Below are 14276 nucleotides of genomic sequence, written 5' to 3'. Positions count from 1 at the left end.
CCGGACATACAGAAGGGGCGCCGCTGCAGCGGCGCCCCTTCTGTCGTTGTCGGGTCAGGCGGTACGGCGCTGGTGCAGCCAGAGCAGCGGCCCGCTGACCAGGTAGCCCACCACCACGAGGGCGAAGGTGAGCCGGATGTCGACGAGCGCGCCGACCACCGGGGCCAGCCAGAGCCACGGCGGCAGCTTCAGCAGCCGGGCCAGCTTCGCGTACGGGAAGCTGGACACCATGGCGAAGGCGAGCAGCGCGACGCCGGCCACCATGACCAGGCCGGAGACCGGTACGCCGATGGCCACGGTCAGGGCCAGCACGGCGGCCGCCATCGTGGTCGGCACGCCGCAGAAGAAGCGGCCGTCCTTCGGCGAGACGTTGAACCGGGCGAGCCGGATCGCGGCGCACGCGGCGACGAGCGCGCAGGAGACCGCGGCGGCGGCCGGGGGCACCGAACCGGCGAGCGAGGCGTAGACCACGACCGGCGCGGCGAGGCCGAACGAGCACATGTCGGCGAGCGAGTCCATCTGCGCGCCGAACGGGCTGGCCACACCGAGCTTGCGGGCCAGCGCGCCGTCGAGGCCGTCGAACGCGACGCACGCGATCAGGCAGATCGCGGCGATCTGCACGTCACCGCGCATGGCCAGGAAGATGGCCAGCATGCCGAGCATGAGGCTGCTCAGCGTGCACGCGTTGACGAGCGCGAACTTGGCCCGGCGGGCGGCGGTGCGCTCACCCGGCAGCAGCGGGATCGCCATCGCCGGAGACTCGTCGTCGACCGGGGCGGCCGGCGCGAGCGCCGGGCTGATCGGGCGCACGGTCTCGATGTCGGTGTCGAGCCGGCCGTAGCGCAGGCGCTGGCGGTCGGCGTAACGGTGGTCGGGGGTGACCCGGTCGGTCCCCGAGACGGTCGCGCCGTCCCGGCGGCCCACTCGGACCAGCAGCACCTGGCGGGCGAACGTACTGCTGCGGCGCAACCTGCCCGCCCAGCGACGCCCTGCGGGGCGCGGACTGTCAGTCGTACGACGCCGGCGCCATGGGGCTCTCGGCACGTTTCCTCCATCACCGGATCGGCTTGCCGCCCACGGTGGGGCGGGTGTCCGGCTGTCTCGTGCCGGACCTTTCGGGTCCGGCAGCCCTTTTGCGGAGTACACCATTGCACAGGGGACTAGGGCTTGGCGATAGCTGCCGGCGGTACTTATATCTCCCTTAACCGCGCGAACCGCCCATTCATTCCCACCTCGGGGCTCAACGCCCGTTTTCGTCGGTCGGCCCTACTCCTGACTGTACCGGAGGTCAACCAGGGCGGCTCGGCGAGCGATTCAGCTCACCCGCCGGCCGGTGGCGCGGGCGGCGACGTCGGTCATCGGCAGGCCCGTGACCTGCTCCGGCGCGAACCAGGCGGCCCGCGCGGTGGAGCCGCCGGCCAGCTCGGTCACCACCGCGTCGGTCGGCGCGTCCACGCGTACCCGGTAGATCACCCGGACGCCGTGCCAGTCCAGCGGGCGGCCCTCCGGGCCGAGCGCGGCCGGGTTGTGCAGGTTGTCCACGGCGATCAGGTCGACCACCCGGCCCAGCTGCCCGGCCTCCTCGACCAGCTCGCGCAGCAGCCCGGCGGCCGGCTGCTCGCCGTGGTCGGTGCCGCCGCCGGGCAGGTGCCAGCGACCCGCGCCCGGATACCCGTCGGCGATCATGGTGAGCAGCACCCGGTCGACGGGGTCGGTGACCAGCCCGTACGCGGCGAAGCGCTGCCGCCGGTCGGCGGAGCACCCGGCCGGGTCGACGGGCAGTCCTCGGGGCAGGCCGGCCGGCAGCGGCGTCACCGGCAGGCCGAGCAGTTCGGCGGTGAACACCATCAGCGGGAGGCTCGCGGCCTCCTGCGGGGTGAACCAGCCCACCTCGTCAGTGCCGCCGGCCGGCTCGGGTCGCAGCCGCCCGCCCCGCTCCTCGACCTCGAAGATCAACCGGTCGGTGTGCAGCGCGATCCCCAGGTCGGCGAACGCGGCCACGTCGGCCACCGCGGCCCGGATCGCGCCGGGCGCGACGGTCAGCCCGGTCTCCTCGGCGAACTCGCGGACCACCGCGTCGGCCGGGTGCTCCGCGTGCTCGACGCTGCCGCCGGGCAGCTGCCACACCCCCGGGTACGGGCACTTCGCCGAGCCGCGCGCCAGCAGCACCCGCCCGTCGGAGTCCCGCAGCACCCCGTAGGCCCCGACCCGCCGCCGCTGTTCCACCCGCACCACTCCCCCGCACCCGAGCGCCCCACTCCGTCGATCATGAGGTTAGCGGTACCGAGGCGGGCATTTCCCGCCGTCAACCTCATGATCGCCGGGTGGGGCGCTCGGGGGTGCGGGTCAGAGAAGGTGGGCGGCCTGGACTGCCTCGGCCGTCACCTCGGTGAGGCGGTCGGTGGGAAGGGCGCCGAGTTCGTCGCGGCGGAACCAGCGGGCCTCGCAGGTGGAGCCGCCGACGTCGGCCACGGTGGGTGGCGCGGGCTGGTCGACGACCACCCGATAGAAGGCGCGTACGCCGTGCCAGTCGATCGGGTAGCCCTCCGGGCCGAGCGAGGCGGCGTCCCGGTGGCTGGCCACCCCGAGCAGTTCGACCAGGCGGCCGGTCTGGCCGGTCTCCTCGACCAGTTCCCGGATCAGCGCCGCACCCGGCTGCTCGCCGTAGTCGGTGCCGCCGCCGGGCAGGTGCCAGCAGCCGGCGCCCGGGTAGCCGTCGGAAACCCGGGTCAGCAGGACGCGCTCGTCCGGGTCGGTCACCACCGCGTACGCGGCGAAGCGCTGCGCCCGGTGCAGCCCGTCCGGGCCGGGGACGGCGTAGAACGAGGGGAACTCGGGCACCTCCTCCGGCACGATGTCGTCGGTGGAGGTGGGCAGGCCCAGGGCACGTGCGGTGAACGACCGCAGCGGAAGCTCCCGGGCCTCGTCAAGGGTGAACCAGCGGGCCAGGTCGGTCGGCCGGTCGACCCGATCGGTGAGCGTCCCGCCACGGACCGACACGGTGTAGAGGAGCCGGTCGGTGTGGATCGTGATGCGCCGCTCGGGTAGCGCCCGCATGTCGGCGAGCACGTCCTGGAGGCCGGCGACCGCCACCGAGAGCCCGGTCTCGGCCGCGGTCTCCCGGACGACTGTGTGTTTGGGGTCCTCACCGTGGTCGACCGCTCCTCCGGGGAGCGACCAGGTGCCGGGGGTGCCGGAGCGCTCCGATGCGCGGACCAGCAACACTCGGCCGTTTGAATCAGCACAAACTGCGTATGCCGCGATCCTGCGGAGCGGCTCCAGCGAGGTGGTCACGGGAGCAAATTCTCCCCGGAGCGGGTTACCGACATCGAAAAGAGTCGGATTCCTGACTCTTGGCTGGCGCCTCAGGGACGGATCAGGGTAACCGTCCGGGCGGTCACCGAGGTCGACCGCCGCAGCGCGCGGGACCGTTGACACATGACCTTCCCGAACCCCTCCCAGGCCCCGTACAAGCAGCTCCGCCGACCTGTCAGCGACCGCATGATCGCCGGTGTGGCGAGCGGCCTCGGCCGCTACTTCGCCGCCGACCCCACGCTGATCCGGGTGATCTTCGCGACCGCCACGGTGCTCACCGGCGGGCTCGCCGCGCTCGCGTACCCGATCATGTGGTTCCTGATGCCCGAGGAGCCGGCCGGCGCGCCCGCCTGGCCGCACCCGCCGGGCACCGCGCCCGGGTGGCCGCCGGTCCCGCCGGCGGCACCGGTCCCGCCGGCTACCCCGCAGCCCGGGGCCGGACCGCAGACGCCGCCCGCGGCCTGAGCGGCGTCACTCCCACTCGATGGTGCCCGGCGGCTTGCTCGTGACGTCCAGGACGACGCGGTTGACCTCGGCGACCTCGTTGGTGATCCGGGTGGAGATCCGGGCCACCACGTCGTAGGGCAGCCGGGACCAGTCGGCGGTCATCGCGTCCTCGCTGGAGACCGGGCGCAGCACCACCGGGTGACCGTAGGTGCGCCCGTCGCCCTGTACCCCCACGCTGCGGACGTCGGCCAGCAGCACCACCGGGAACTGCCAGACGCCCCGGTCCAGGCCGGCCGTGGTCAGCTCCTGCCGGGCGATCAGGTCGGCCTTGCGGAGCACGGCGAGGCGCTCCTCGTCGACCGCGCCGATGATCCGGATGGCCAGGCCCGGACCCGGGAACGGGTGCCGCCAGACCATCGCCTCGGGCAGTCCCAGCTCCAGGCCGATCGTGCGGACCTCGTCCTTGAACAGCGTGCGCAGCGGCTCGACCAGGGAGAACTTGAGGTCCTCGGGCAGGCCGCCGACGTTGTGGTGGCTCTTGATGTTGGCGGTGCCGGTGCCGCCGCCGGACTCCACCACGTCCGGGTAGAGCGTGCCCTGCACGAGGAATTCCACGTCGCCGTGCGCGGCGATCTCCCGGGCGGCGGCCTCGAAGACCCGGATGAACTCCCGGCCGATAATCTTGCGCTTGTGCTCCGGGTCGGTCACCCCGGCGAGCGCGCCGAGGAACCGCTCCCGGGCGTCGACCACCTTGAGCTTGATGCCGGTCGCCGCCACGTAGTCCTTCTCGACCTGCTCGGCCTCACCGGCCCGCAGCAGGCCGTGGTCGACGAACACGCAGGTGAGCTGGTCACCGACGGCGCGGTGCACGAGCGCCGCGGCGACCGCCGAGTCGACGCCGCCGGAGAGGCCGCAGATGACCTCCTTGTCGCCCACCTGCTCCCGGATCCGGGCGACCTGCTCGTCGATGATGTTCGACGGCGTCCAGGTCGGTGCGATGCCGGCGATGTCGTACAGGAAGCGGGTGAGCATCTCCTGGCCGTGCGCGGTGTGCCCGACCTCGGGGTGGAACTGCACACCGGCGCGGCGGCCCGCCAGGTCCTCGAAGGCGGCCACCGGGGCGCCCGCCGACTCGGCGGTGACGGTGAAGCCCTCCGGCGCCTCGGTGACGCAGTCGCCGTGGCTCATCCAGACCGGCAGGTCGGCCGGGAGGTCACGCAGCAGCACGCCGGGCTCGGTCAGGCGCGGGCGCAGCGGGGTGCCGCCGTACTCGCGGTTGCCGGTGCGCGAGACGGTGCCGCCGAGGACCTGGGCCATGGCCTGGAAGCCGTAGCAGATGCCGAAGACCGGTACGCCGGTCTCGAACATCCCGGCGTCGATCTGCGGGGCGCCCGGCGCGTAGACGCTCGACGGGCCACCGGACAGGATGATCGCGGCCGGGTTCTTCGCCAGCATCTCGGACACCGGCATGGAATGCGGGACGATCTCCGAGTAGACCTTCGCCTCGCGGACACGGCGCGCGATGAGCTGGGCGTACTGGGCTCCGAAGTCCACCACGAGGACGGGGCGAGGCGTGCTCATGTGCGCAAAGCCTACCGACAGTCACCGGGCCGCCGGACGCGCCCCGGCGGTGTGGCGGGGTGAATGTGTTAACAAGGGGCCCTTCCTCTACCGGAGGCGTTAAGAAGGGGCCCTTCCTTTCACCGCAGGGCGGCGGGGGCGTGCGGGGGGACGGCCGGGCGCCGCGGCGGGACCGGCGCCACCCGGGTGTACGCCGACCCGAGCGCCGGACGTGGGTCCGCCTCGCCCTTGTTCGGCCAGTACGACATGGCCCGCTCGGCCTGCGCGGTGATCGTCAGCGACGGGTTGACGCCCAGGTTCGCCGAGACCGCCGCGCCGTCCACCACGTGCAGCCCCGGGTGGCCGTACACCCGGTGCCAGGGGTCGATCACGCCCTCGTCCGGGGTGGCGCCGATGACCGCGCCGCCGAGGATGTGCGCGGTCACCGGAATGTTGAACGGCTCGGTGACCGCACCGCCCGGGGTGCCGCCGATCTCCTCGGCGAGCAGCCGGGCCGCCGTGTTGCCGGCCGGGATCCAGGTCGGGTTGGGCGCGCCGTGGCCGGGGCCGGAGACCAGCCGGCCCCGGCGGTAGCGGGTGGTCAGCGAGTTGTCGACCGACTGCATGACGAGCGCGATAACGGTGCGCTCGGACCACCGGCGCACGGACAGCATCCGCGCCGCCAGCACGGGCTGCCGGACGATGCTGCCCAGCCAGCGCCGGACGCGGCGGGGACCCCCGTCGACGAGCAGCGACTGGAGCAGGCCCATCGCGTTGGAGCCCTTGCCGTAGCGGACCGGCTCGATGTGGGTCTGCGGGTCGGGGTGGAACGAGCTGGTGATCGCCACCCCCTCGGTGAAGTCGAGGCCGCGCCGCCGGGCCGCACCGGGCGCCACCGAGGCGCCGAGGATGGCCTCGGAGTTGGTCCGGGTCAGCTCGCCCAGCCGGGGCGAGAGCGCCGGCAGCGCGCCGGCCGCCTTCATGCCGTGCAGCAGCCGCTGGGTGCCGAGCGCGCCGGCCGCGAAGACCACCTGGTCGGCGTGGATCACCTCGCGCCGCTTGCGCAGCCACGCGCCGGTGCGTTCGGTGTGCACCGCGTACCCGCCGGCCGGGTCGGGGCGGACCGCTGTGACAGTGGTCAGCGGGTGCACCTGCACGCCGAGCCGCTCGGCCAGCCAGAGGTAGTTCTTCACCAGCGTGTTCTTGGCGCCGTGCCGGCAGCCGGTCATGCACGAGCCGCAGTGGCTGCACCCGGTGCGGTCCGGCCCGGCCCCGCCGAAGTAGGGGTCGGCCACCCGCTCGCCGGGGCGCCCGATGTGCACCCCGACCGGGGTCGGGTGGTAGGTGTGCGCGACCCCCATCCGCTCGGCCACCGCGCGGACGGCCTGGTCCGCCCGGGTGTCGATCGGGTACGTGGTGACGCCGAGCATCCGCTTCGCCTGGTCGTAGTGGCGGGCCAGCTCGTCGCGCCAGTCGGTGATGTCCCGCCACTGCGGGTCGGCGTAGAACGCGTCCAGCGGCTCGTAGAGCGTGTTCGCGTAGACGAGCGACCCGCCGCCCACCCCGGCGCCGGAGAGCACCAGCACGCCGCCGCCGGCCTTGCGGTCGGCCGAGCGCAGCAGCGTGATCCGCTGGAGCCCGAAGCAGCCGAGCCGGGGCGCCCAGAGGAACCGTCGCGCCCGCCAGGACGTACGCGGGAACTCGTCGTCGGCGAAGCGCCGTCCCGCCTCCAGGACGCCCACCGTGTAGCCCTTCTCGGCCAGCCGGAGCGCGGTGACGCTGCCGCCGAACCCGGAACCGATGACGAGCACGTCGTAACGCATGAACGCATCATTACCGACCGGTAGCTATGGCGCCAGCGAGTGTTTTTCGCAGATCATGCAGAGCGCTCGATTCGCCGGGATTCCCGCCGCTGCAACCTTTGGCATCCCCTGGCGCGTCGAATTCCACGGGGAGGCACGAACGTGACGAGACGACGCCTGCTGGGCCTGGCCGCACTGGTGGCGGCGCTGCTGGTGGCCACCGGAGCGGTGGTGACCACCCGGCTGGTGTCCGGGCGCCCGTCCGCCCCGGCCGCCGCACCGAGCACCGCGCCGCCGGCCTCCCCCACACCCGCCCCGACCACCGCCAGCCCGACGCCGCCGCCCGGCGCCGACCTGAAGGGCCCGCTCAACCTGCTGCTCGTCGGCGTGGACACCCGGGTCAGCATCCCCGGCTGGGAGCCGCACGCCGACGCGGTGCTGCTGCTGCACGTACCGGCCGGGCTGGACAAGGCGTACCTGTTCTCACTCCCCCGCGACCTGGTGGTCGACATCCCCGCCTACCCGAAGGCCCGCTACCCGGGCGGCCGGACCAAGCTCACCCACGCGATGAGCTACGGCAGCCGGGTGCCGGGAGACAAGGCCAACCCCAGCACCGCCCAGGGGTACGAGCTGCTGCGCACCACCGTCTCCCGCTACACCGGGCTGCGCATCGACGCCGGTGCGGTGATCACGTTCGGCGGTTTCGACAAGCTGGTGGACACGCTCGGCGGGGTGGACCTCTACGTCGACCAGCAGGTCGCCTCCCGGCACCGCCGCCCGGACGGCACCATGCGGACGCTGACCGGCGGCGGGTACGTCGGGCCGCAGATGGTCTACCGGAAGGGCACCCGGCACCTGACCGGCTGGCAGGCGCTGGACTACGCGCGGCAGCGCTACACCGCCGGCGGCGACTACACGCGGCAGCGGCACCAGCAGCAACTGCTCCGGGCACTGGCCCGCAAGATCCTCGACCAGGGCACGGCCCGCGACCCGCAGCGGGTCGAGCAGGTGGTGGCCGCGCTGGGCAAGACCCTGGTGTACGCCGGGGGCGGCCGGAAGCTGATCGACTTCGCGTACGCCCTGGGTGGTATCCCGGCCGACCGGCTCACCCTCGTCGTGCTGCCCGGCGCCGGGGTGAGCAGCGGCGGCGCCTACCGGGGTGAGCAGCTCAAGCCGCTCGGCCGCGACTTCCTCACCGCGCTGCGCGGCGGGCGGGCCGACGCGTTCCTGGCCGCCCACCCGTCGCTGCGCGTCAAGAACTGACCCACTACAGCGACTTGGGGGCGGGCGGGCGCTCGGTGCCGTACAGCCACGGGTCGAAGACCTTCGCCAGCTTCTTGCCGGAGATCCGCTCGGCCAGCGCCACGAAGTCGGCGGTGGTGGCGTTGCCGTTCTTCCGCTCCGCCGCCCAGGTGCGCAGGACGGTGAAGAACGCGGTGTCGCCCACCGCCACCCGCAGCGCGTGCACAGTCATCCCGCCCCGGTCGTAGACCGAGCGGCTGAACAGGTTCGCCACGCCCGGCTTGCCCGGGGGCGTACGCCACACCTGCCCGCCGGCGTTGGCGTACTTCTGCTCGAACGTCCGCTGCACCGTGGTGGAGCCGCTGTGCTCGGCCCACAGCCACTCGGCGTACGTGGCGAGCCCCTCGTTGAGCCAGATGTCCTGCCAGCGCTGGATCGACACGCTGTTGCCGTACCACTGGTGGGCCAGTTCGTGCGCGACCACACCGGTGTTGTCGCCCTGCCGGAAGAAGCTCGCCGAGTAGACCGGCCGGCTCTGCGTCTCCAACGCGTACCGGATCCGCTCGTCGTCGATCACCACGCCGCCGTACGCCTCGAACGGGTACGGCCCGAAGACGCTCTCCAGGTAGTCGGCGACCTCGATCGTGCGCGCGATGGACCGGTCCGGCGCGCCCTCCGCCACCTGGGTGGTGACCGCGTTGTAGACCGGTCGTCCCTTGTGCTCCCCGGTGGTGACCCGGAACTTCCCGATCGCCACGGTGGTCAGGTAACTGGCCGTCGGGGCGGTCTCCGACCACTTCCAGGTGGTCCAGGCGCCGCTTGTCGTCTTCCCCTTCGGCACGCCGTTGGAGACCGCCGTCAGTCCCTTCGGGACGGTGATCTCCATGTCGTAGGTGGCCTTGTCCGACGGGTGGTCGTTGACCGGGAACCAGGTGCTCGCCGACTCCGGCTGACCGAGCGCGATCGCCCCGTCGGTGGTGTGCAGCCAGCCGCCCTCGCCCAGCGACTCGGTACGCAGCGGCTCCGGCCGGCCGTCGTACCGGATCTCGGCGGTGAAGCCGTTGCCGGAGGTCAGCCCGATCGCCGGGGTGATCACCAGCTCGTCCTCGGTGCGGCTGTGCCGGGCGGCGGTGCCGTCCACAGTGACCGAGCGGACGGTCAGCCCGGCCAGGTCCAAGTTGAACGCGGACAGGTTGGCGGTGGCGGTGGCCCGCAGCGTGGTGGTGCCGCTGAGCTTGTCCGTCTCCGGGTCGTAGCGCACCTTCACGGTGTAGTGGGCGACGTCGTACCCGCCGTTGCCGTAGCTCGGGAAGTACGGATCCCCGGCCCCGGCGGCACCCGGCGCGAAGGTGCGCGAGGCGGCCGGCGTGGGCGTGGTGGGTGACGCGGGGCCGGGGTCCGGGTCGCCCGAACCGCAGCCTGCGACCAGCAGCGTGCCGCAGGTCAGCAACCCGAGCCGTCGTCGTGCGCCGCGCCGCGTCATCGCCTCGATCCCTCCCGCGCCGTTCGGCGGCCCCGCCCATGGGCCGCCCCGACCGCGGCAGCCTACCCAGCGGCGGTCACGCGTGCGTCACGGCAGTCCCGGCGGCGTACCACCGACCAGCCAGGCGTCCAGCAGCGCCCGCAGCGGGCGGCCCGACGTGCGTTCGGCGTACCCGACGAAGTCGGCGGTGGTGACGTTGCCGTCGCGGTGCTGCGCCAGCCAGCCGCGCAGCACGCGGTAGAACGTCTCGTCGCCCACGGCGCGGCGCAGCGCGTGCACCGCGAGCGCACCCCGCTGGTAGACCGCGTCGCCGAACATCCCGGCCCGGCCCGGGTCGACTGTGGGCCTGGACCAGTCGGTGGCCGCGTAGCGCTCCGCGAAGGTCTGCGCCACCGTCCGCCCGCCGTCGTGCTCGGCCCAGAGCCATTCGGCGTACGTGGCGAAGCCCTCGTTGAGCCAGATGTCGCTCCACCGGGCCACCGAGACGCTGTCGCCGAACCACTGGTGGGCCAGCTCGTGCGCGACCACCTCGGTGTTCGGCCGGTCGCCCCGGAAGAAGCCCGGCCCGTAGACCGGCCGGCTCTGCGTCTCCAGCGCGTACCGGATCCGCTCGTCGGCGACCACGACACCGCCGTACGCCTCGAACGGATACGGCCCGAAGCGCGCGGCCAGGAAGTCGGCGATCTCGCCGGTGCGGGCCACCGACGCGGCGGCCGGACCGTCCGGCGGCAGCGCCGCCGCGACGGCGGTGACCAGCGGCTTCCCGGCGTGGGTGCCGCTGCTGACCCGGTAGTCGCCGATCACCAGCGTGCTCAGGTAGCTGGCCATCGGCGCGCGTTCCGCCCAGCGCCAGGTGGTCCAGCCGCCGCTGGACGTCTTGCCCCGCGGCACGCCGTTGGACAGCGCGGCGAGGCCGTCCGGCACGGTGACCGCGAGGTTGTAGGTGGCCTTGTCCGACGGGTGGTCGTTCACCGGATACCACGTGCTCGCCGACTCGGGCTGGCCGAGCGCTATCGCACCGTCCGGTGTGGCGTGGAATCCGCCGTCGCCGAGTTCGGCGTTGGGCAGCGGTTTCGGCACCCCGCCGTACGTCACCTCGACGGTGAACCGCTTCCCCGACGGCAGCCCGCGCGGCGGGGTGACGATCAGCTCGGCACCGTCGTGGCGGTGCTTCGCCGCCTCCCCGTCCACCCGCACCCGCTCGACGTCCAGCCCGGCCAGGTCGAGCTGGAACCGGGACAGCGCCCGAGTGGCGGTGACGGTCAGCGTCGCGGTGCCGGTGAGCTTGTCGCCGGCCGGGTCGTAGCGCACGTCCAGCGCGTAGTGGCCCACGTCGTAGCCGCCGTTGCCGGCTCCCGGCACGTACGGGTCACCGGCGTCCGCCGCGCCCGGCCGGAACCCGTTGTCGTCGTCACCGCCGGTGCAGCCGCCCAGCGCGAGCGCCGCCGCCACCAGCCCTGCCGCCCAGACCCGCCGCCGTCTCACCCGGCGAGCCTAGACGCGCGACGGCGCGGGCGGGGCCGGAACACGTCCGCGCCGCCGCCCGCGCCGTCATGCGGTGCTCAGCCGGTGCTCAGCGGTCGAGGACCAGCCCGACCTTCTGAAACTCCTTCAGGTCGCGGTAGCCGCACTTGGCCATCGCGCGGCGCAGGCCGCCGAAGAGGTTGAGCTGGCCGTCCGGCTCGTCGGCCGGGCCGAACAGCAGCTTCTCCATCGAGCCGAGCGGCTCGCCGGCCACCTCGAACGCACCACGGGGCAGCGACGGGTGGCTGGCCGCGGAGTGCCACCAGGCACCGCCGGCCGGAGCCTCCTCGCACAGCGACAGCGGCTCGCCGAGCATCACCGCGTCCGCGCCGCAGCCGAGCGCCTTGGCGATGTCGCCGGAGGTCTGCATGTCGCCGTCGGCGATGAGGTGCACGTACCGGCCGCCGGTCTCGTCGAGGTAGTCGCGGCGGGCCGCGGCGGCGTCGGCGATGGCGGTGGCCATCGGCACCCGGATGCCGAGCACCGACTCCGTGGTCGACCAGTCGTCGCCGCCGATGCCCACGATCACGCCGGCCGCGCCGGTACGCATCAGGTGCAGCGCGGTCTTGTAGTCGGTGCAGCCGCCGACGACGACAGGCAGGTCCAGGTCGGCGATGAACTCCTTGAGGTTCAGCGGCTCGTCGGTGGTGGAGACGTGCTCGGCCGAGACGAGCGTGCCCTGGATGACCAGGATGTCCACACCGGCGTCCAGGATCACCGGGGCCAGCGCCAGGGTGTGCTGCGGGGAGACCCGCACCGCCACCGTCCCGCCGCCCTCGCGCAGCTCGCGCACCCGCTCGGCGATCAGGTCGGGCCGGATCGGCTCGGCGTAGACCTCCTGGAGGCGCTTGGTCGCCCGCGCGTCCTCGCCGAGCCCGGCCAGCTCCTCCAGGATCTTGGCCGGGTTCTCGTACCGGGTCCAGAGGCCCTCGACGTTGAGTACGCCGAGGCCGCCGAGCTGACCGAGCCGGACCGCCGAGGCCGGGCTCATGGTCGCGTCGGAGGGGTGCGCGACGCACGGGATGCCGAACTGGTACGCGTCGAGCTGCCACGCGGTGGAGACGTCGTCGACGTCCCGGGTGCGGCGGCTCGGCACGATGGCGATGTCGTCCAGGTGGTAGCCGCGCTGCGCGGTCTTGCCCAGCCCGATCTCGACCACGTCACGCATGGGGGACTCCAGGTGGTTGGGGGTGGTGGGTCAGCGGGAGTGGTAGTTGGGCGCCTCGACGGTCATCTGGATGTCGTGCGGGTGGCTCTCCTTGAGCCCGGCCGCGGTGATCCGGATGAGCTGGCCACGCCGGTGCAGCTCCGGGATGCTCTCCGCGCCCACGTACCCCATGGCGGCGCGCAGCCCGCCGATGAGCTGGTGGGCGACGGCGGACAGCGGCCCCCGGTAGGGCACCTGGCCCTCGACGCCCTCCGGGACCAGCTTGTCCTCGGCGAGCACGTCCTGCTGGAAGTAGCGGTCCTTGGAGTAGGACTTGCCCTGGCCGCGCGACTGCATCGCGCCGAGCGAGCCCATCCCCCGGTACGCCTTGTACTGCTTGCCGTTGATGAAGATCAGCTCGCCGGGGCTCTCCTCGCAGCCGGCCAGCAGGCTGCCGAGCATCACCGTGTCCGCGCCCGCGACGAGCGCCTTGGCGATGTCGCCCGAGTATTGGATGCCGCCGTCGCCGATCACCGGTACGCCGGCCGGACGGGCGGCGCGGGTCGCCTCCATGATCGCGGTGATCTGCGGTACGCCGACCCCGGCGACGATCCGGGTGGTGCAGATGGCGCCCGGGCCGACGCCCACCTTGACGCCGTCCGCGCCGGCCTCGACGAGCGCCTTCGCGCCCGCGTACGTGGCGATGTTGCCGCCCACGATGTCGATGGTGACGTCCCGCTTGAGCCGGGCGACCATCTCCAGCACGGCGCGCTGGTGACCGTGCGCGGTGTCCACGATGACGACGTCCACGCCCGCGTCGACGAGGGCACGGGCCCGCTTGTAGCCGTCCTCGCCCACGCCGACGGCGGCGGCGACCCGGAGCCGGCCCGCGTCGTCCTTGGTGGCGTTCGGGTACTGCTCGCTCTTGGTGAAGTCCTTGACCGTGATCAGGCCGCGCAGCTTGCCGCCCGCGTCCACGATCGGCAGCTTCTCGATCTTGTGCTGGCGCAGCAGGCCGAGCGCGTCGTCCTTGCTCACGCCGACCGGCGCGGTGATCAGCGGGGTGCGGGTCATGATCTCGCGCACCGGCGTGGCCGGGTCGGAGACGAACCGCATGTCGCGGTTGGTGACGATGCCGACCAGCTGGCCCTGGCCGTCCACGACCGGGACGCCGGAGATGCGGTAGCGCCCGCAGAGCGCGTCGACCTCGCGCAGCGTGTCCTCCGGGCTGGCGGTCACCGGGTTGGTGATCATGCCGGACTCGGAGCGCTTCACCAGGTCGACCTGGAGCGCCTGGTCCTCGACGGAGAGGTTGCGGTGCAGCACGCCGATGCCGCCCTGGCGGGCCATGGCGATCGCCATCCGCGCCTCGGTGACCGTGTCCATCGCGCTGGACAGCAGCGGCACGGTCAGCTCGATGTTGCGGGTGAGGCGGGTGCGGGTGTTGACGCGGCTGGGCACGACGTCCGACTCGCCCGGCTGGAGCAGCACGTCGTCGAAGGTCAGCCCGAGCGGCACCACGCGGGCCGAACCGGCCGGCAGCTCGGGCAGATGGCCACCCAGCTCCCCGCCGTCGGCGCCGGCCGGAATCTCGGTGCTGGGCGAATTCTCCACGATTGCTCCCCTGAGCTGGTCGAACGGGCTGCAGCGAGGCGGCGCGCGGGGGCACCGGCAGGCGCCGGGTGACGGCGCGTCGCCTCATCGTACCCACCTACCCGTCCGCGCCCGGGCAGCGGCGGGCCCGAGGGTAGGCCGG

General features: G+C 73.2%; 11 protein-coding genes. 2 read left to right on the top strand and 9 right to left on the bottom strand.

Features of this window, described 5'->3' with window-relative positions; genetic code table 11:
• Positions 1 to 54: 54 nt before the first annotated feature.
• The 3 genes from O7607_RS16435 to O7607_RS16425 form a co-directional block, all read right to left on the bottom strand.
• Complete coding sequence (locus O7607_RS16435; RefSeq protein ID WP_269704077.1) at positions 55 to 969, bottom strand: CDP-alcohol phosphatidyltransferase family protein; 915 nt, start codon at positions 967 to 969, stop codon at positions 55 to 57.
• 345 nt (positions 970 to 1314) lie between these two features.
• Positions 1315 to 2226: an NUDIX hydrolase gene (locus O7607_RS16430; protein WP_269704076.1), complete on the bottom strand. Its 912-nt coding sequence runs from the start codon at positions 2224 to 2226 to the stop codon at positions 1315 to 1317.
• A 120-nt stretch (positions 2227 to 2346) separates the two neighbouring features.
• Complete coding sequence (locus tag O7607_RS16425; RefSeq protein WP_269704075.1) at positions 2347 to 3294, bottom strand: NUDIX hydrolase; 948 nt, start codon at positions 3292 to 3294, stop codon at positions 2347 to 2349.
• Positions 3295 to 3438: 144 nt separating this feature from the next.
• Between O7607_RS16425 and O7607_RS16420 the strand changes: the two genes are divergently transcribed.
• On the top strand, positions 3439 to 3780 hold the full coding sequence (locus O7607_RS16420; protein WP_269704074.1) for a PspC domain-containing protein: 342 nt from the start codon (positions 3439 to 3441) through the stop codon (positions 3778 to 3780).
• Positions 3781 to 3786: 6 nt separating this feature from the next.
• On the opposite strand, the gene guaA is transcribed toward O7607_RS16420, so the two are convergent.
• Both guaA and O7607_RS16410 read right to left on the bottom strand, forming a co-directional pair.
• On the bottom strand, positions 3787 to 5343 hold the full coding sequence (gene guaA, locus O7607_RS16415) for a glutamine-hydrolyzing GMP synthase (RefSeq protein ID WP_269704073.1): 1557 nt from the start codon (positions 5341 to 5343) through the stop codon (positions 3787 to 3789).
• Positions 5344 to 5462: 119 nt separating this feature from the next.
• Positions 5463 to 7145 carry an FAD-dependent oxidoreductase gene (locus tag O7607_RS16410; RefSeq protein WP_269704072.1) on the bottom strand — a complete coding sequence of 561 codons (1683 nt, stop codon included), beginning with the start codon at positions 7143 to 7145 and terminating at the stop codon, positions 5463 to 5465.
• Positions 7146 to 7286: 141 nt separating this feature from the next.
• Between O7607_RS16410 and O7607_RS16405 the strand changes: the two genes are divergently transcribed.
• A complete protein-coding gene (locus tag O7607_RS16405) occupies positions 7287 to 8387 on the top strand; it encodes an LCP family protein (protein ID WP_269704071.1) in 1101 nt (366 codons plus the stop codon).
• A 4-nt stretch (positions 8388 to 8391) separates the two neighbouring features.
• Here O7607_RS16405 and O7607_RS16400 read toward each other — a convergent pair whose 3' ends face one another.
• The 4 genes from O7607_RS16400 to guaB all read right to left on the bottom strand — a co-directional run bounded on the left by O7607_RS16400 (position 8392) and on the right by guaB (position 14134).
• Positions 8392 to 9849: a M1 family metallopeptidase gene (locus O7607_RS16400; protein ID WP_269704070.1), complete on the bottom strand. Its 1458-nt coding sequence runs from the start codon at positions 9847 to 9849 to the stop codon at positions 8392 to 8394.
• Positions 9850 to 9936: 87 nt separating this feature from the next.
• Complete coding sequence (locus O7607_RS16395; protein ID WP_269704069.1) at positions 9937 to 11334, bottom strand: M1 family metallopeptidase; 1398 nt, start codon at positions 11332 to 11334, stop codon at positions 9937 to 9939.
• Between the two features lie 88 nt (positions 11335 to 11422).
• A complete protein-coding gene (locus O7607_RS16390; RefSeq protein WP_013288539.1) occupies positions 11423 to 12541 on the bottom strand; it encodes a GuaB3 family IMP dehydrogenase-related protein in 1119 nt (372 codons plus the stop codon).
• A gap of 30 nt (positions 12542 to 12571) precedes the next feature.
• Entirely contained in the window at positions 12572 to 14134 is a 1563-nt protein-coding gene (gene guaB / locus O7607_RS16385; RefSeq protein ID WP_269704068.1) for an IMP dehydrogenase, read from the bottom strand.
• Positions 14135 to 14276 lie beyond the last annotated feature (142 nt).

Origin of the sequence: Micromonospora sp. WMMA1949 (genome assembly GCF_027460145.1) — a bacterium.
Classification (GTDB): Bacteria; Actinomycetota; Actinomycetes; order Mycobacteriales; family Micromonosporaceae; genus Micromonospora.
The sequence above is the reverse complement of the archived record's forward strand: the minus strand, read 5'-3'. Positions and strand labels throughout refer to the sequence as shown.